General features: G+C 44.9%; 21 protein-coding genes. 3 read left to right on the forward strand and 18 right to left on the reverse strand.

The features are described 5' to 3' along the window. Nucleotides 1-2: 2 nt before the first annotated feature. From atpH to AB4307_RS00280, 18 genes are all read right to left on the reverse strand, one after another. A complete protein-coding gene (gene atpH / locus AB4307_RS00195) occupies nucleotides 3-536 on the reverse strand; it encodes a F0F1 ATP synthase subunit delta (RefSeq protein ID WP_017058795.1) in 534 nt (177 codons plus the stop codon). A gap of 15 nt (nucleotides 537-551) precedes the next feature. Continuing rightward, complete coding sequence (gene atpF, locus AB4307_RS00200) at nucleotides 552-1,022, reverse strand: F0F1 ATP synthase subunit B (RefSeq protein ID WP_032545592.1); 471 nt, start codon at nucleotides 1,020-1,022, stop codon at nucleotides 552-554. Nucleotides 1,023-1,081: 59 nt separating this feature from the next. Beyond that, entirely contained in the window at nucleotides 1,082-1,339 is a 258-nt protein-coding gene (atpE, locus tag AB4307_RS00205; protein WP_004411110.1) for a F0F1 ATP synthase subunit C, read from the reverse strand. A gap of 48 nt (nucleotides 1,340-1,387) precedes the next feature. Next, nucleotides 1,388-2,185, reverse strand: a complete 798-nt coding sequence (atpB, locus tag AB4307_RS00210) for a F0F1 ATP synthase subunit A (RefSeq protein ID WP_017058797.1) — start codon at nucleotides 2,183-2,185, stop codon at nucleotides 1,388-1,390. Nucleotides 2,186-2,193: 8 nt separating this feature from the next. Then, the gene (locus AB4307_RS00215; protein ID WP_017058798.1) at nucleotides 2,194-2,583 is read right to left on the reverse strand and encodes a F0F1 ATP synthase subunit I; all 390 of its coding nucleotides are present in this window, start codon (nucleotides 2,581-2,583) and stop codon (nucleotides 2,194-2,196) included. 192 nt (nucleotides 2,584-2,775) lie between these two features. Continuing rightward, nucleotides 2,776-3,657: a ParB/RepB/Spo0J family partition protein gene (locus tag AB4307_RS00220; RefSeq protein ID WP_017058799.1), complete on the reverse strand. Its 882-nt coding sequence runs from the start codon at nucleotides 3,655-3,657 to the stop codon at nucleotides 2,776-2,778. A gap of 23 nt (nucleotides 3,658-3,680) precedes the next feature. Continuing rightward, nucleotides 3,681-4,454, reverse strand: a complete 774-nt coding sequence (locus AB4307_RS00225) for a ParA family protein (protein ID WP_372128554.1) — start codon at nucleotides 4,452-4,454, stop codon at nucleotides 3,681-3,683. Between the two features lie 14 nt (nucleotides 4,455-4,468). Next, nucleotides 4,469-5,101, reverse strand: coding sequence for a 16S rRNA (guanine(527)-N(7))-methyltransferase RsmG (gene rsmG, locus AB4307_RS00230; protein ID WP_017058801.1), 633 nt, complete (start codon nucleotides 5,099-5,101; stop codon nucleotides 4,469-4,471). Beyond that, nucleotides 5,101-6,996, reverse strand: a complete 1,896-nt coding sequence (mnmG, locus tag AB4307_RS00235; RefSeq protein WP_017058802.1) for a tRNA uridine-5-carboxymethylaminomethyl(34) synthesis enzyme MnmG — start codon at nucleotides 6,994-6,996, stop codon at nucleotides 5,101-5,103. Before mnmG ends, rsmG begins: the two co-directional genes overlap by 1 nt. A gap of 482 nt (nucleotides 6,997-7,478) precedes the next feature. Further along, on the reverse strand, nucleotides 7,479-7,913 hold the full coding sequence (gene mioC / locus AB4307_RS00240; protein WP_017058804.1) for an FMN-binding protein MioC: 435 nt from the start codon (nucleotides 7,911-7,913) through the stop codon (nucleotides 7,479-7,481). Nucleotides 7,914-7,963: 50 nt separating this feature from the next. Further along, the gene (gene mnmE, locus AB4307_RS00245) at nucleotides 7,964-9,325 is read right to left on the reverse strand and encodes a tRNA uridine-5-carboxymethylaminomethyl(34) synthesis GTPase MnmE (protein WP_029235098.1); all 1,362 of its coding nucleotides are present in this window, start codon (nucleotides 9,323-9,325) and stop codon (nucleotides 7,964-7,966) included. Between the two features lie 130 nt (nucleotides 9,326-9,455). Further along, nucleotides 9,456-11,078: a membrane protein insertase YidC gene (gene yidC, locus AB4307_RS00250; RefSeq protein ID WP_017058806.1), complete on the reverse strand. Its 1,623-nt coding sequence runs from the start codon at nucleotides 11,076-11,078 to the stop codon at nucleotides 9,456-9,458. Between the two features lie 2 nt (nucleotides 11,079-11,080). Then, a complete protein-coding gene (gene yidD / locus AB4307_RS00255; protein ID WP_004735802.1) occupies nucleotides 11,081-11,338 on the reverse strand; it encodes a membrane protein insertion efficiency factor YidD in 258 nt (85 codons plus the stop codon). Beyond that, entirely contained in the window at nucleotides 11,305-11,628 is a 324-nt protein-coding gene (rnpA, locus tag AB4307_RS00260) for a ribonuclease P protein component (RefSeq protein ID WP_017055478.1), read from the reverse strand. Before rnpA ends, yidD begins: the two co-directional genes overlap by 34 nt. Nucleotides 11,629-11,673: 45 nt before the next feature. After that, nucleotides 11,674-11,808, reverse strand: a complete 135-nt coding sequence (gene rpmH, locus AB4307_RS00265) for a 50S ribosomal protein L34 (RefSeq protein ID WP_004735800.1) — start codon at nucleotides 11,806-11,808, stop codon at nucleotides 11,674-11,676. 206 nt (nucleotides 11,809-12,014) lie between these two features. Further along, nucleotides 12,015-12,752 carry an amino acid ABC transporter ATP-binding protein gene (locus tag AB4307_RS00270; RefSeq protein WP_017063027.1) on the reverse strand — a complete coding sequence of 246 codons (738 nt, stop codon included), beginning with the start codon at nucleotides 12,750-12,752 and terminating at the stop codon, nucleotides 12,015-12,017. Continuing rightward, entirely contained in the window at nucleotides 12,749-13,420 is a 672-nt protein-coding gene (locus AB4307_RS00275; protein ID WP_372128555.1) for an amino acid ABC transporter permease, read from the reverse strand. The genes AB4307_RS00270 and AB4307_RS00275 overlap by 4 nt, the downstream gene beginning before the upstream one ends. Before the next feature lie 135 nt (nucleotides 13,421-13,555). Then, a complete protein-coding gene (locus tag AB4307_RS00280) occupies nucleotides 13,556-14,305 on the reverse strand; it encodes an amino acid ABC transporter substrate-binding protein (RefSeq protein WP_009848135.1) in 750 nt (249 codons plus the stop codon). 311 nt (nucleotides 14,306-14,616) lie between these two features. Here AB4307_RS00280 and dnaA point away from each other — a divergent pair, with 311 nt between their 5' ends. The 3 genes from dnaA to recF all read left to right on the forward strand — a co-directional run bounded on the left by dnaA (nucleotide 14,617) and on the right by recF (nucleotide 18,353). Beyond that, nucleotides 14,617-16,038 (forward strand): chromosomal replication initiator protein DnaA, encoded by a 1,422-nt coding sequence (gene dnaA, locus AB4307_RS00285; protein WP_017058808.1) that lies wholly within the window; start codon nucleotides 14,617-14,619, stop codon nucleotides 16,036-16,038. 81 nt (nucleotides 16,039-16,119) lie between these two features. Continuing rightward, nucleotides 16,120-17,220 (forward strand): DNA polymerase III subunit beta, encoded by a 1,101-nt coding sequence (gene dnaN / locus AB4307_RS00290; protein WP_017058809.1) that lies wholly within the window; start codon nucleotides 16,120-16,122, stop codon nucleotides 17,218-17,220. A 53-nt stretch (nucleotides 17,221-17,273) separates the two neighbouring features. Next, the gene (gene recF / locus AB4307_RS00295) at nucleotides 17,274-18,353 is read left to right on the forward strand and encodes a DNA replication/repair protein RecF (RefSeq protein ID WP_017058810.1); all 1,080 of its coding nucleotides are present in this window, start codon (nucleotides 17,274-17,276) and stop codon (nucleotides 18,351-18,353) included. Nucleotides 18,354-18,358 lie beyond the last annotated feature (5 nt).

Here is an 18,358-nt window from a genome sequence, read left to right on the forward strand (position 1 = left end):
CATTAAGACTGCAATGCATCGCTCAGGCGGTCTAGACGACTGCGCGCTGAGTTATCGATGACTAGGTCTCCGGCTCGAATAATAACTCCACTAAGTAGAGTCTCATCTATACTGCAATTCAGCTGAACTTTGCGCGCTAAGCGCTGTTCCAATTTGCTGCTGATCTCTGCGCGTTGTTCTTTAGAAAGTTCAACCGCTGAAGTGACTTCAACGTCGATCTCTTTCTCGTGCTCTTGTTTGAGCAATAAGAACTCTTTGCAAACATCAGGAAAAGCCATTAAGCGGCCATTCTCTGCCATTACTTTTATCAAGTTCTGGCCGAATTCATCAAATTGTTCGCCACAAATTACAATGAATACTTCAGCTAATTTTTCAGCAGTTTGAGAGCTGCTTAAGAAATTGTGAACATCATCATTTTGTGCCACTTCGGCAGCAAAAGTAAGCATCTGACCCCATTGGTCTAGCTCACCTTTCTCTACCGCAAAGTCAAACGCTGCTTTAGCATAGGGGCGTGCGATTGTAGTCAAATCAGACATATACAGCCCCTTGCTTTAAAGTTTTGCAGTAATGTTGTTAAGAAGATCATCGTGTACATCTTTATCGATTGTACGCTCAAGGATTTTCTCAGCACCAGCAATTGCCAGAGTTGCGACTTGTTTGCGCAGGTCATCACGGGCACGTGTGCGCTCAGCTTCAATTTCGGCTTCCGCTTGCGCTAAGATTTTCTGGCGTTCTGCCTGAGCCTCTTCGCGAGCTTCATCAATAATTTGAGCCTTGCGTTTATTTGCCTGTTCAATAACCTCAGTTGCGGTGCGCTTCGCTTCTTTCAATTGGTCAGAAGCGTTGGCTTGTGCTAGATCCAAGTTTTTAGCAGCGCGTTCAGCGGCTACTAGACCGTCAGCAATTTTTTTCTGACGCTCTTCAATTGCTTGCATGATTGGTGGCCATACATATTTCATGCAGAACCAAACAAACATAGAAAAAGCAATTGCTTGACCTAACAGAGTTGCGTTCATATTCACAACAGCTACCCCTCGTTAAGAATCAACTACAAAAATTTAATTAACTAATTAACAGTTAATTAGCCTGCTAGTTGACCAACAAATGGGTTAGCAAACGTGAATAGTAGTGCGATTACGATACCGATCATTGGAACAGCATCCAGTAGACCAGCGATGATGAACATCTTAACTTGTAGCATTGGAGCCATTTCAGGTTGACGCGCAGCGCCTTCTAGGAATTTACCACCAAGAATAGCAAAACCAATTGCAGTACCTACGGCACAAAGACCAACAATAATAGCAACAGCGATTGCTGAAAAACTTAGTACAGTTTCCATTTACGTTCTCCGATTAACATTAATAGTTAGAATAAAACTTAAAAATTTTTAGTGATCGCCATCTTCATGGGCCATTGATAAATAAACAATTGTTAACATCATGAAAACAAATGCTTGAATCAAAATAACCAAGATATGGAAGATAGCCCAAGGTAGAGAGCCTACCCATTGTAAATACCACGGTAGCATTGCCGCACAAAGAATGAATACAACCTCACCTGCGAACATGTTACCGAATAGACGCATACCAAGTGATAGAGGCTTCGCGAGTAGCGATACCACTTCAATCAGTAGGTTAAACGGGATCATGATTGGGTGATTAAATGGATGTAAAGCAAGTTCTTTGGCAAATCCACCTAAGCCTTTTACTTTGATGCTGTAGTAGATCATCAGAGCAAAAACACCTAAGGCCATTGACATGGTTATATTAACATCAGCTGAAGGAACCACTTTCAAATAAGGGATACCTAGCCAATGCTCCGCAGGATATGGTAAGAAATCGATAGGCACTAAGTCCATCAAGTTCATTAAAATAATCCAGCAGAATATAGTCAGTGCTAATGGAGCAATCAGAGGGTTGCGGCCATGGAAAGTGTCTTTAACGTTGCCATCAACGAATTCAACTACCATTTCAACAAAACACTGAAGCTTACCAGGTACACCTACTGTTGCTTTCTTAGCGACTGAGCGAAAAACCCAAAGGAATAACATCCCTGTCAACACCGAAAAAAACAGACTGTCTATATGTACGTTCCAGAAACTTGTCTCCTCTACAAGACCAAACTTAGCTAAAGAAAGGTTTTGTAAGTGGTGCTCAATGTATCCGGATGCTGTTGGCGCAGCCATAACTCATCCTATTTTTTATTGTTAATGAAAAGCACTGGCGCAAAGATATTAATACCTAGAACCAGTAAATAGGTCAGTTTGAGGGGAACTAATTCCACCTGCATATACATGTAGACAATAGAGAATAGTAGAACTGTGATAAGGATTTTTAGCGCTTCGCCTGCATAGAACGACGCCGCAACTAACTTAGTTGCGCGAGCTCCACTAAATAGGAAAGCACACACACAAAAAACTGCATTTGCGATGACAAAAATACCGCCACCGATTAATGCAGCAAAACCCCAATCAGGATTAACAGCTAAACCTAACCCTATCGCCACTAATATAACCGCGCTAAGCTCGATCAATAACATTTGCTTTGCAAGCACTCGTCCTGGTCTTGCTAACGCCGCTACCATGTATTCGTTCCTCTTTTAAGCCTTCTTTACTACTCGCTTAAAAGCGTGCTGAGAAATTGGCGAAAATTATACGTTCAGCCAAATTGATTGCAATAACAATGCAGCAATCATTTACATTTTTGCATACAAACCTACAACTTTTGTACGAAATTACTTGTTTATTACATAATTGACCTAAATCAATTATCTCATTTAGTACTCTAGTTTAGCAATAAGTTGCTCTAATTTGTGAGGCTCATCAAGAGTAATTGTCACTTTTGACTTACCGCTAACAGAACGAGTAACTGAAACGTTTGCTTGCAATTTTTCCGTGAGTCTTCGTGAAAGTTCGATAGCTTCTGTGTCTTCAGGCTTCGATTCACCTTCAACGTCTGGTTTTAAGCACTTTTTGACAAGTTGCTCAGTTTGACGCACGGTCATTTTTTTGGTTGCCGCAGTGTTTGCTGCTTCAACCTGGGTATCACCTTCAAGCGCAAGCAGTGCTCGAGCATGCCCCATTTCCAGTTGTTTATTGGAAACTAAACCTTTTACTTCATTTTCGAGCTGATTTAGACGTAATAAGTTACTCACCGTAGCTCTCGATTTACCGATTACATCAGCGACTTGTTGGTGTGTCAGCTCAAATTCGTTCTGTAGTCGCTCTAGCGCTTGTGCTTCTTCGATAACATTCAGATCTTCACGCTGAATATTCTCAATCAACGCCATCGCGATAGCGGCTTTGTCTTCGACTCTCTTGACCAAACATGGCACTTGTTTAAGGCCAGCTTGACGAGCCGCTCTCCAACGACGTTCACCAGCAATAATCTCGAACTGGTCGTGCGCCAATGGGCGAACTACGATCGGTTGGATAATGCCTTGAGATTGAATTGATGCTGCCAGCTCTTCTAGCGCTTCAGGCGCAATATCCTTACGCGGTTGATATACACCAGGCTTCAAGCAACCAACAGCCAGTTCAATAAGCTCACCATCAGCCGACAACGCCTGACTATGAGAAGCAACTTGCTGTTTTTCACGAGCCAATGAGCTAGTTGCAAGTAATGCATCTAACCCTTTTCCTAAACCACGCTTAGACATTGAGCGAATTCCTTTGGTTAGACCTATACTGGGACTTCTTCACGACGCAACATTTCGCCTGCAAGAGCAAGATATGCCTTAGCACCTGCGGAATACTTGTCGTAGTACATTGCTGGCTTGCCATGACTCGGCGCTTCTGCCAAACGTACATTTCGAGGGATCACAGTTCGGTAAACTTTGCTACCGAAGTGTTTTTTGAGTTGATCAGAGACTTCATTCGATAAGCGGTTACGAGGATCATACATTGTACGAAGAAGACCTTCGATCTTCAGATTCTCGTTTACTACCGCAGCGAGCTTACTGATGGTATCCATCAACGCAGTCAAACCTTCCAAAGCAAAATATTCACATTGCATAGGAACCAATACGGAATCGGCCGCAGCCATCGCGTTGATTGTAAGAAGGTTCAATGAAGGTGGGCAATCAATAAAGATGAAATCATAGTTGTCGCGAATGGATTTGAGTGCGTTTTTTAAACGAACTTCACGAGCAAATACTTCCATTAACTTGATTTCTGCCGCAGTCACATCACCGTTTGCGGCGATGAGGTCATAATTGCCAGATGTACTTCGGCAAACTACCTCATCAAATGGGGTGTCTTCAACCAGCAAATCGTAAGCAGTTGCTTCAACTTGATACTTATCGACACCGCTCGCCATAGTGGCATTACCTTGAGGATCGAGGTCAACAACCAATATCTTGCGTTTTGTTGCCGCCATTGATGCTGCCAAATTAATGCAAGTTGTTGTTTTTCCTACGCCGCCCTTCTGGTTGGCAATTGCTACGATTTTACCCACTATGGCCTCGCTGATTATCCCTGACGCGATAAAGTAACTAGATGACGCTCTCCATCAAGCTCTGGCACTTGCAAAGCTTTAATGTCTGTCACTGAACACCATTCAGGTAACAGGTCGATTTCGTCTCTAGGATGTTGTCCCTTAAGAGCCAAAAATACACCGGATTGCTCTTTAGGTAAATGGTGACACCACTCTACCATGTCTGTCATTGACGCAAATGCGCGACTGAGCACTGCATCAAACTTTTCTTCTGGTTGAAATTCTTCAACGCGACTTTGAACCGGTACCACGTTGTCGATACCCAGCTCATGAATCACCTGTTTGATAAAACGAATACGCTTACCTAGGCTGTCTAGCAAGTAAAACTCGCAGTCTGGATTCATGATTGAGAGCGGAATCCCAGGAAGACCAGGTCCCGTACCCACATCGATAAAGCGCTTACCTTGTAAGTGAGTGCTAACAATGATGCTATCTAAGATATGTTTCACCATCATTTCTTGTGGGTCACGAACTGATGTTAGGTTATAAGCTTTGTTCCACTTGTTCAGTAACTCAACGTAGCCAACCAACTGGCCACGTTGTTTTTCAGATACTTCAAGTTCAGTCTGGCCAATAAGGTGATCCAGTTTTTCGCGTAATGCGCTCATTATGCTTCCTCACCTTTTTTCAACAGGCCGTGTTTTTTCAAGTAAACCAACAGAATTGAGATTGCTGCAGGTGTGATACCTGAAATTCGCGAAGCAATACCAATTGAGTCAGGCTTAGCTGTCGTTAGTTTAAGAACCACTTCGTTAGAAAGTCCTTTTACCTTGCTGTAATCGATATCAGCAGGCAGTTTGGTGTTTTCATGACGCAGTGATTTTTCAATTTCGTCTTGTTGACGCTGAATGTAACCATCGTACTTCACTTGGATCTCAACTTGCTCAGACGCTTGTTGATCTTCCAGTGCAGGACCAAAACGATCCAATGCGGTTAACTGTGAATAAGTCATTTCAGGGCGACGAAGAAGATCTTCACCGCTCGCTTCACGAGACATTGGTGTTTTCAGAATTTGGTTCAGTTGATCAATATCTTCAGATTTTGGATTAATCCAAGTCTCTTTCAGACGTTGACGCTCCTTCTCCATGTTTTCCATCTTCTCGTTGAAACGAGCCCAACGAGCGTCATCAACAAGGCCAAGTTCACGCGACTTTTCAGTCAAGCGGATATCGGCGTTGTCTTCACGAAGCAGCAGACGGTATTCCGCGCGAGACGTAAACATGCGGTAAGGTTCTTTGGTACCCATGGTAGATAGGTCGTCGATAAGCACGCCCATGTAAGCTTGGTCACGACGTGGACTCCAGCCTTCTTTGCCTTGAGTAAACAAACTTGCATTCAGACCGGCCATCAAGCCTTGTGCAGCCGCTTCTTCATAGCCAGTGGTACCGTTGATTTGACCCGCAAAGAATAGACCTTTGATAAACTTAGTTTCGTAAGTCAGCTTAAGGTCGCGAGGATCAAAGAAATCGTACTCAATCGCATAGCCAGGGCGAACGATATGAGCATTTTCAAAACCCTTCATCGAACGAACAATTTGAACCTGTACATCAAACGGCAGACTGGTAGAGATACCATTCGGGTATAGCTCGTGAGTCGTTAGACCTTCTGGCTCAATAAAAATTTGGTGACTGTTCTTGTCAGCAAAACGCATTACTTTGTCTTCAATCGAAGGGCAGTAACGAGGGCCAATGCCTTCAATCACACCCGCGTACATAGGGCTGCGATCAAGGTTGGCACGAATTACGTCATGCGTATTTTCATTGGTATGCGTGATGTAACATGGAATTTGACGAGGTTGTTGAGCTCGGCTGCCCATGAACGAGAAAACAGGCGTCGGGTTATCACCGTGCTGAACCTCAAGCTCAGAAAAATCAACGCTACGCGCATCGATACGAGGAGGAGTACCTGTTTTCAGGCGATCAACTCGGAATGGAAGATCACGAAGACGGTCAGCCAGTGCGATCGATGGTGGATCACCAGCACGGCCACCTGAAGAACTTTCCATACCAATATGGATCTTGCCGCCTAGGAATGTGCCCACAGTCAGAACCACAGCGCTTGCGCGGAACTTAAGGCCCATCTGCGTTACCACACCTACCACTTGATCCTGTTCAACGATCAAGTCATCAACCGACTGTTGGAACAAAGTCAGGTTTGGCGTGTTTTCAAGAACGTTACGAACAAAGGCTTTGTACAGTGCGCGGTCAGCTTGTGCACGAGTAGCACGAACCGCAGGGCCTTTTGATGCGTTCAATGTTCTGAACTGAATACCTGCATGATCAATAGCTTGCGCCATTAATCCACCCATTGCATCGACCTCTTTTACCAAGTGGCCCTTACCGATCCCGCCAATGGCTGGGTTACAAGACATTTGTCCTAGTGTATCGATATTATGAGTAAGCAATAACGTACTTTGACCAGTACGTGCAGATGCGAGTGCGGCTTCCGTTCCTGCATGGCCACCACCAACAACGATGACGTCAAATTTTTCGTGATAAAGCATGAACCGACCTCAGGTATTCAAACGTTTTCTAGATTGATAAAAAGGAGCGATATTCTACCTGTTTTCATAGCCTGAGAAAACGTTTTTGGGATTTTTCGAAAAAGCTGTTTTTAATTAATATAGATAAGATCTTTAAGGAGATCTTTTATTAGATCTATTATTAGGATCGAGGGTATCTGTGGATAAGTCGGAAATGATCAACGAGATCATGGATCTTTTTTGGATCAAATGATGTGATCTAACTTTGATCAGGATGAGGATTAGCTGGGATCAAAATGGCTACTTATTCACAGGAGGAAATTAGCCTAAAACTTGTTATTTGGATAACTATAGGTTAATCACCGTATATGTATGATCTTATCCACAGCAGAAATTGAAAATAGATCGCTAATTTTCGGTGTTTTTGAAAAAAAGTTATTCACAATCACGATGTTCAGAGACAAAAAAAGCGGCATAAGCCGCTTTTTGAGAGACGAGAGAGGTTAAAACTGGTCGCTATGATCGTTGAACCAAGCTTCTGCTGCGTCTTCTGGTACCGGAGTTTCCAATACATCGATGGTAAAACAGTCAGAAATAGGCTGAGCACCGAGCTCTTTCATCTGGCTGTGGACTGATTTTCCCGCCAAACAGAAGGTATCGTAACTCGAATCACCAAGCGCCACGACAGCAAAGCGAACCGGGCTTAAATCTGGAGATTGCTGGGTCAATGCGTCGATAAACGGCTTAATATTATCTGGAAATTCACCCGCACCATGAGTTGAAGTCACCAGCAACCAAAAGCCTTGTTGGGGAATATCATCGAATTCAGGCTGATTATGAAGGGTGATCTCGTGGCCTTGCTCTTCAAGAAGATCATTAAGGTGATCGCCAACGTACTCTGCACCACCTAAGGTGCTGCCTGTAATAATGTGGATCATTAAGCTGTCCTTACTAAAGAAAAAGGCCAGCATGAGCCGGCCTTTAAAGGTTATTTACCAATACAGAAAGAGGTGAAGATACGGCCGAGTAGGTCATCGGAACTGAATTCACCAGTAATCTCGTTAAGGTGTTGCTGCGTTATACGCAGTTCTTCTGCCAAGATTTCCCCTGCCATATAGCCTTCGAGCTGTTGCTGGCCAATATCTAGATGCTCAGATGCGCGTTCTAGGGCATCTAAGTGGCGACGACGTGCCATGAAGCCACCTTCATTGCCACCAGCAAAGCCCATGCAATCTTTTAAGTGATTACGTAGTGCATCAACGCCTTGTCCCGTCTTTGCTGATAGTCGAATCAGAGTTGGATCATTAACATGGCAAATCCCGAGATCTTCACCGGTTTGATCGGCTTTGTTACGAATCACGGTCATTCCGATGTTATTCGGCAGACGATCAACGAAATCTGGCCAGATATCTTTCGGGTCGGTTGCATCGGTAGTGGTGCCATCGACCATAAATAAAACGCGATCGGCTTGAGCAATTTCTTCCCAAGCGCGTTCAATACCGATTTTTTCGACTTCATCCGAGGCTTCACGCAGGCCTGCGGTATCAATAATGTGCAGTGGCATACCATCAATATGGATATGTTCACGAAGTACATCACGGGTTGTACCTGCAATATCAGTCACAATCGCGGAGTCTTTACCCGATAATGCATTCAGTAAGCTCGACTTACCGGCATTAGGACGACCTGCAATCACCACCTTCATACCTTCACGCATGATGGCACCTTGATTGGCTTCTTGGCGAACCGCTTCGAGGTTGTCGATGATAGCTTGTAAGTCAGCACTTACTTTACCGTCAGCAAGGAAATCAATCTCTTCTTCTGGGAAGTCGATAGCGGCTTCAACATAGATGCGTAAGTGAATCAGAGAATCCACCAGCGTATTAATGCGTTTTGAAAACTCGCCTTGTAACGATTGCAGAGCTGATTTCGCCGCTTCTTCTGAACTGGCATCAATGAGGTCAGCAATCGCTTCTGCTTGGGTTAAATCCATCTTGTCGTTCAAGAAGGCACGCTCCGAGAACTCACCTGGGCGTGCTGCGCGTAGCCCTGGAATAGCGAGGATGCGCTTGATGAGCATATCCATTACCACAGGACCACCGTGGCCTTGCAGCTCTAAAACGTCTTCACCGGTAAACGAGTGCGGGTTAGGAAAGTAAAGCGCGATGCCTTGGTCTAGCTCTAAACCATCGTGAGATTTAAAAGGGGTGTACTCAGCGTAACGTGGTTTCAGTACTTTGCCGGTAACTTCAAGCGCAACTTGGGCTGCTTGTGGGCCTGAAACGCGAATAATACCGACGCCGCCACGGCCGGGTGCAGTCGCTTGAGCAACAATCGTATCTGTAGTCATAGTTGTGCCTGCTAGCATGTGAAAGCCAAAAAGGGGCGCTCACGATTAATCAATTAGCTGAATTGTAATCAGCTAAAAACAAAAAGGCGACCTTTTGGTCGCCTTTCTTTGTCTCTTTCTATTATCGAACTTACTTAGAATGTAAGCCTTTCTTTTCCAGCGCGCGGTAGATAAGCGTTTGCTGAATCAGAGTTACGATGTTCGATACTAGCCAGTATAGAACCAGACCTGAAGGGAAGAACAGGAAGAAGAATGTGAACATAACCGGCATAAAGGTCATGATCTTCTGCTGCATTGGATCCGTTACAGTTGTCGGGCTCATCTTCTGGATTAGGAACATTGAAGCACCCATCAGAAGTGGCAAGATGTAGTATGGGTCTTGTGCTGAAAGGTCAGTAATCCAACCGAAGAACGGTGAGTGACGCAGTTCAACAGACTCCATTAGTGCCCAGTATAGCGAAATGAAGATAGGCATTTGCAGAAGGATAGGTAAACAGCCACCTAGTGGGTTTACTTTCTCTTTCTTGTAAAGCTCCATCATTTCTTGGCTCATGCGTTGACGGTCGTCGCCGATACGCTCACGCATTGCAGTCAGCTTAGGCTGAAGCATACGCATTTTCGCCATAGACGTGTACTGAGCTTTCGTTAGTGGGTACATAGCACCACGAACGATGAAAGTTAGACAGATGATTGCCAGACCCCAGTTCACAACGATGCCTTGAATGAACGAAAGCAGAGTATGAAGTGGTTTAGCAATGAACCATAACCAACCGTAGTCAACTACTAGGTCTAGGTTAGGTGCAACAGCAGCCATTTGGTCTTGAAGTTTAGGACCAACCCAAAGCGTTGCTTTGAAGTTTGCTTCGTCGCCAGTAGCGATGGTTTTGTTCGGCATGCGAACACCGATGTCGCCAAGGTTACCAATTACACGAGTGTAAAGGTTGCTGCCTGCTTCGTCGCGTGGGATCCATGCACTTGCAAAGTAGTGCTGAATCATCGCTGCCCAACCTTGACCGTTTGCTAGGTTAAGAGACAGGTTGCGATCTTGCATGTCGTCGAAGCTGTATTTTTTGTAACGCGTATCTTCCGTAGAGTAAGCACCACCACGGTAAGTTGGCATTGTTAGGCTACCGCCGTCATCCATTACGTTCTGACGCAGGTGAGCGTACATGCCGAATGTCGCGTTGTTACCAGAGTTGTTGACTACATCGTATTCAACATCCATTGCGTAGCTGCCACGCTTAAGGATGAATGTTTTCGTGTAATCAAGGCCGTTCGCTTGGTAAGTCATCGGGATGCGTAGTTCATCCTGACCATCAGCAAGCGTGAAGCTGTCTGCTGAAACTGTGTAGCTTGGGCGGTTTGTGCTGCTTAAATCGATACCTTGAGGACCCACTAGACCGCTTTGTGCGATAAATTGGTGACCTGGTTCGTTTTTAAGAAGAACAAACGTATCTTCAGAATCGAACTCAGCAGAGTAATCGTTTAGGTTTGCTTTAACGACATCACCACCAACCGTATCAATTGACAGAGTCAGTACATCAGTTGTTACTGTGATAGTTTTAGCAGAAGAAGCAACTTGACCAGGAGCCGGGTCTAGATCATCTGCATAAGATGGCGCTGGTAGGGTGCTGCCAGATTGTGCCTGCTCAACCGCTTGTGGTGCTGGATTCTGAGCTACGTTCCATTGTTGGAACAGTAGGAAAGAAACCAAAGCCAATGCGATTAACAGGATATTACGTTGAGAATCCATCGTTATTTATCTCTGTCTTGTTTTTGGACTGGTGGAACGGGGTCAAAGCCCCCTTCGTTCAAAGGATGGCATTTTAATAGACGTTTGCCTGATAACCAACACCCTTTTACAAAACCGTGAGCTTTCAACGCTTCTATCGCATATAAAGAGCAGGTTGGAGTAAATCGGCAGCGTGGGCCGATGAGTGGACTAATAAACCATCTATAAAAATAGATGGGTATTAGCGCTATCCACGCGAAGGGCGAGACAGGCGAAGCCATAATTTGTCGAGTAGCTTGAACATTTCTTCATTGCTTAAATCTTGCGCGCTCTTCTTAGCGATTACAACAAAATCTTTGTTAGGAAGTTTGTGTTGAGTGTTACGAAAGCTTTCACGAGTAAGACGCTTGAATCGGTTACGACCCACGGCGGTTTTAATCTGCTTTTTCGGAACGGCTAATCCAAGACGAGGATTTGAAAGAGAGTTATTTCGGGCAATGATGGTGAAATGAGGGGAGCCAGCTCGATGAGCTTGCTTGAAGACATTTTGATAATGTTCGGGAGTTAACAAGCGTAACTCCCGACCGAAGGCTAGCTTATTCAAAATAATCAAAGATTACTTAGAAAGACGCTTACGGCCTTTTGCACGACGTGCATTGATTGTTGCGCGACCGTTCTTAGTAGCCATGCGAGCACGGAAACCGTGAGTACGCTTACGCTTTAGAACTGTAGGTTGAAAAGTGCGTTTCATTGTAATTACCTTACTGATCAGTAGTTTTAGGTTTTTGTTAAACCCGGCGTGGGCATTTTTTCTCTTCTTTATATAAGAAAGGAAAACCGACGCCTCTCAACAAAGAGGCGGAATTGTAATCACTGTCACAAAAAGTGTCAATGATTGGGTTAACTAAAATTCCGGTCGGGGGATTATACGTAGAATAACTAAAATCACAAGGATCCTTAGTCGATCCCAACCTTATTTAAGAATTTTTTTAATTTAGGATCCTGTGGATTACCAAAAATATCCTGTGGAGATCCCTGCTCGATAATATGACCGTCAGCCATGAAGATCACTCGGTCTGCGACCTCTCTCGCGAACTGCATTTCATGGGTAACCACCAGCATGGTTTGATGCTGATTTGCCAGTTTTTTCATTAGGTTAAGCACTTCGCCAACCCACTCAGGATCGAGCGCTGAAGTCGGCTCATCAAACAGTAAAAGCTCGGGTTGTAGTGCCATTGCACGGCCAATACCCACCCGTTGTTGCTGGCCACCAGAGAGCGCGGCTGGGTAGCTATCACCTTTGTCACCTAAGCCAATATCATCAAGTATTTGTTGTGCTTTTTCATGGGCTTGCTGTTTTTTCCAACCACGAACGGTAATTAAACCTTCAGCAATATTCTGTCTCGCGGTTTGGTGAGCGAACAGTGCATAGTTTTGGAACACAAAACCGGTCTTACGACGCAGTGCAAGCACCTCTGCCTTAGTGTGTTTCTGAGTATCAACCTTGATATCATCAATCGAAATCGTGCCTTGATCGGCTTGCTCTAGAAAATTCACACAACGCAGTAGGGTAGATTTACCCGTACCACTTGAACCTATGATGACAATTATCTCACCTTGTTTGATTTCTAGGTCGATCCCTTTCAAAACTTCGGTGTCACCAAACTGCTTGTGGATACTTTGTAATTTGATCATCGTACATACGCCTTATTCAGTTTCACTTCGGCCCAAATTTGAATACGAGTGAGGATAACCACCACGCCCCAGTAAATCAGTGCGACTGCTAAGAAAGCCTCGAAGAAGCGGAAACTTGAAGAAGCCTCCATCTGAGCTTTAGCCATGATTTCGGCGACACCTAGGGTGAAGGCAAGTGAAGTCGACTTGATCATATCGATGAAGTAGTTCATCAACGACGGCAGTGCCACGCGAGTTGCTTGCGGTAAGATCACTCGGCGCATCGCTTGGCTGGTTGTCATACCGACCGAAAGGCTGGCTTCCATCTGGCTGCGATCAATACCGATAATCGCGGCACGAATACTTTCTGCCATATACGCGGCAAAGTGCAGGGTTAAGCCAATCACAGCGGCGCTGAAGGCATCCAACCCAACCATCCACGGGAAGACTTGTGGTAAGCCGTAATAAAGGAGGAACAGCTGCACCAACAGTGGTGTGCCTCGGAAGAAGCTAATGTACAGCTGGCTCAGTTGGTCGAGCGCTGGGATTTTGAATACACGAATATTCGCCAGTATCAGAGACAGGATCAGAGCAAAGAACAAGCCCCAGGTCGCCATCTCCATCGTGGTGCCTAAATACTTCAGTAGTATTGGCAACAGCTCTAGCATGTAATTAAAGTCAAATCCCATAATCTATCTCGTATTTTTATTGGCAGTTTTGTTCTATATGTAAGTACTGTTGTATCAGGTTTTTTAATCAGTGCACAAAAGCAAAAAGCCCACCGCTGTATAAAGCAGTGGGCCTTGAATGGAGAAAGTGAGTAATTACTTCTGAGTAATGTCCGCACCAAACCATTTCTGAGAGATACTTTCTAGCGTACCATCTGCGCGCATTGCTGCTAATGCTTCATTTACTTCTGCTTGCAGTTTTTTGCCGTTATCGTTGTCGACGAAAGGCCAAGCGTTTTCAATTGTTTCGAATGGCTGACCTGCTAGTTGTAATGGTAGACCAGTCTTCTTGATAAGCTCTAGTGCTGATAGGCGATCCATTACGAATGCATCGGCACGACCCAGTGCCACGTCATGTTCAATACCTGTATCGTAGGTTTTGACATTGATCTTGCCATCTTTGTCGTAGCTGCGAAGCAGTTGTTCAAAGTTTGAGCCTAGGTTTACCGCAACCGTCTTGCCATCAAGGTCTTCGATGCCTTTAATGCTGTCATTACCTTTACGAACGGTAATTTGTGCGCCGTCTACTACGTATGGGTCTGCGAATAGGTATTTCGCTTTACGTGCATCCGTCATTGTAATTTGGTTTGAAATGGTATCGATGCGACCCGTTTCAAGAAGACCAAACAGACCAGAGAAGTTTGCCGTTACGTATTCAACCTTGTAATCGTTACGCTTACCGATCTCATCCCATAAATCCACTTCAAAACCCTGTAGCTGGTCTTGTTTAACGAACGTAAACGGGAAATAGCGACCAGACATGCCGACTTTAACTTCAGTCGCAGCTTGAACAGTAGCAGCAGAGAGTGCGATAGCCGCAATTGCAGCCTTAATCCAGTTATTCATTTGGTAACTCCTTATATTTATGGGTTTGGATGTTACTGGGAAAATGCTCACTAGAATAAATAACCAGATGTTATTAACCATAACCAGATTGAATTCCCGATTTGGGGATAACTAGCAAGGATCCGGGCATAAGTGGATCATTGTGTGAGTAAATTAGGGGCAAGATGTGTGGATCCACCGATAAATTACAAATTTATTGTGAATAACTTGGATCTTATTCACTGGATCTGTGATCAATTGCTGGTGATCTGACTTATCAACAGGTAAAATTAGCGGTCATTTCATATTACTTTAAATAGAGTGAGGGCACCGTGTCATCTTCGCTTTGGTTGCAGTGTTTGCAACAGCTTCAAGAAGAGTTACCAGCTACAGAATTCAGTATGTGGGTTCGTCCGTTACAAGCGGAACTCAATGACAATACTCTAACTCTATTTGCACCGAACCGTTTCGTACTCGATTGGGTTCGTGATAAGTATCTAAATAGCATTAACCGTCTGCTGCAAGAATATTGCGGTAACGATATCCCACATCTTCATTTTGAAGTGGGAAGCAAGCGTGTGATTGCACCAAAGCCTGCGACACCGACACCAACTCAGACTCGCACTGCAGCTGATGTGGCCGCTGAGTCATCAGCACCTGCGCAATTACAAGCTCGCAAACCTGTCCATAATATCTGGCGTGATGAAGAGCCTGTCGCGGTTGACTTGAATCACCGCTCAAACGTGAACCCAAAACATAAGTTCAATAACTTTGTTGAAGGTAAGTCGAACCAACTCGGTTTGGCTGCGGCACGTCAGGTTTCTGATAACCCAGGTACAGCCTACAACCCGTTGTTCCTATACGGCGGCACTGGTTTAGGTAAAACGCACTTGTTGCATGCGGTGGGTAACGCCATTGTTGATAATAAGCCGAATGCGAAAGTGGTTTACATGCACTCAGAGCGTTTTGTTCAGGATATGGTAAAGGCTCTGCAAAACAACGCGATCGAAGAATTTAAGCGCTACTACCGTAGTGTTGATGCATTGCTTATCGATGACATCCAATTCTTTGCTAATAAAGAGCGTTCTCAAGAAGAGTTCTTCCATACCTTTAACGCGCTGCTTGAAGGCAATCAACAGATCATCCTAACGTCTGACCGTTATCCAAAAGAGATCAACGGGGTAGAAGATCGTCTTAAATCTCGTTTCGGCTGGGGTTTGACGGTAGCGATTGAGCCACCAGAGCTTGAGACACGTGTTGCGATCTTGATGAAGAAAGCCGAAGACCACCAAATTCACCTTGCGGATGAAGTGGCGTTCTTTATTGCCAAGCGTCTACGCTCTAACGTTCGTGAACTGGAAGGCGCATTGAACCGTGTTATTGCGAATGCAAACTTCACTGGCCGCCCGATCACGATCGACTTCGTGCGTGAAGCACTGCGTGACCTACTTGCACTGCAAGAAAAACTGGTCACTATTGATAACATTCAAAAGACAGTAGCCGAGTACTACAAAATCAAAGTCGCTGATCTATTGTCTAAGCGTCGTTCTCGTTCTGTTGCTCGTCCACGTCAATTGGCGATGGCACTGGCGAAAGAGCTAACAAACCATAGCTTGCCTGAGATTGGCGATGCATTCGGTGGTCGTGACCACACGACGGTACTGCATGCTTGTCGTAAGATTGCTCAGCTGCGTGAAGAGAGCCACGACATTAAAGAAGATTATTCGAACTTGATTCGTACCCTTTCTTCTTAATACACAGTATTCTTAACCTTAATAAGCAGAATCTTGGCCACGTACTATTACGCAGTGCCATTTAGACCGTAAGAGCAAGATATGAAATTTACCATTGAACGTAGTCACCTGATTAAGCCATTACAACAAGTATCTGGCGCACTCGGTGGCAGGCCAACGCTTCCAATTCTAGGAAACCTACTGATTAAAGTAGAAGATAACGTGTTGTCGATGACAGCGACGGATCTAGAAGTTGAACTGATCAGCCGTGTAACGCTTGAAGGTGATTTCGAAGCGGGTAGCATTACCGTACCTTCACGTAAATTCCTAGATATCTGCCGTGGATTGCCAGATAACTCAGTGATCACGGTGGTATTGGATGGTGACCGTATTCAGGTTCGCTCTGGTCGTAGCCGCTTCTCTTTAGCAACATTACCTGCGGCAGATTTTCCAAATATTGAAGACTGGAGCAGTGAAGTTGAAGTGTCAGTGACACAAGCTGAACTTCGCGGTCTTATCGAGAAAACACAATTCTCAATGGCTAACCAAGATGTTCGTTACTACCTCAACGGTATGTTGTTTGAGATTGAAGGCTCTATCCTGCGCAGCGTAGCGACCGATGGTCACCGTATGGCAGTATCTCAAGCACAACTGGGTGCGGATTTTGCTCAGAAGCAGATCATTGTTCCTCGTAAAGGTGTTCAAGAGTTAGTGAAGCTATTGGATGCACCTGAACAGCCAGTAACACTGCAAATTGGTAACTCTAACGTGCGAGCTGAAGTGAACAACTATGTCTTCACTTCTAAGCTGGTTGATGGTCGTTTCCCTGATTATCGCCGCGTAATGCCGCAAAATACCACCAAGACACTTGAAGCTGGCTGTGATGAATTACGTTCAGCATTTTCTCGTGCTGCGATTCTATCGAATGAAAAATTCCGTGGTGTTCGCGTTAACCTTGCGGATAGCGAGATGCGCATTACCGCGAACAACCCAGAGCAAGAAGAAGCAGAAGAAGTACTCGATGTTAACTTCGACGGTGACGCGCTAGAGATTGGCTTCAACGTAAGCTACGTATTGGATGTTCTGAACACACTGCGTTGTGAACAGGTTCGCATCTCAATGTCAGACGCCAATGCGAGTGCTCTTATCGAGAACGCACAAGATGACAGCGCGATGTACGTTGTTATGCCAATTCGCTTATAAGCAGCCCTATGTTGACCTACCGAGTCGTGATTGAAGATTAATATGAAGACGTTATGCCTTTATCGCGCTTAATCGTTAAGCAGTTTAGAAATATTGAAGCCTGTGACATTCAACCGTCATCAGGCTTTAACTTTCTTATAGGGGCTAACGGAAGCGGCAAAACCAGTGTCCTTGAAGCTGTGTATCTGCTCGGACATGGTCGCTCATTCAAGAGTTCACTTACCGGTCGTATCATACAAAACGAGTGTAGTGAGCTGTTTGTACATGGCCGTTTTATGACCTCGGATCAATTTGAGCTGCCAATTGGCATTAATAAGCAGCGCGATGGCACGACAGAGGTTAAAATAAGCGGTCAAACTGGGCAAAAGTTGGCTCAGTTAGCTCAAGTCTTACCTTTGCAGTTGATTCACCCTGAAGGGTTTGATTTACTAACCGATGGACCTAAGCATCGCCGAGCATTCATTGATTGGGGAGTCTTCCACAGTGAGTCGGGCTTTTATGATGCGTGGGGCAGGGTAAAGCGCCTCAATAAGCAGCGAAACGCCTTATTGAAAACGGCAACGCACTATCGAGAGCTGAGCTATTGGGACCAAGAATTGGCCCGTTTAGCAGAAAGCATCAGTCAGTGGCGTGCCACCTACGTTGATCAGCTCAAAGAAGTCGCCGAAGAAATCTGTGCGACCTTCCTTCCTGAGTTTGAGATAAAGATTAACTACTATCGTGGCTGGGACAAAGACACCCCGTACGCCGATATATTAGAAAAGAATTTTGAAAGGGATCAGCAGCTTGGTTACACCTTTAGTGGGCCAAACAAAGCGGATCTGAAGATAAAAGTGAACGGCACTCCAGTGGAAGATGTCTTGTCACGAGGTCAATTGAAGTTGATGGTGTGCGCGCTACGAGTAGCACAAGGGCAACACCTCACTCAAATGACAGGTAAGCAGTGCATCTATTTGATAGATGACTTCGCTTCCGAATTAGATAGCCAACGCCGAGCACGTCTTGCTGAGTGTTTAAAGGCGACCCAGGCTCAAGTTTTTGTAAGCTCTATTACCGCTGATCAGATTGCAGATATGCATGACGAAAATAGCAGGATGTTTCATGTGGAACATGGCAAAATAGAGCAAGGATAATTAGT

Origin of the sequence: Vibrio sp. 10N.261.52.C2 (assembly GCF_041471425.1) — a bacterium.
GTDB classification, from domain to species: domain Bacteria; phylum Pseudomonadota; class Gammaproteobacteria; order Enterobacterales; family Vibrionaceae; genus Vibrio; species Vibrio crassostreae_C.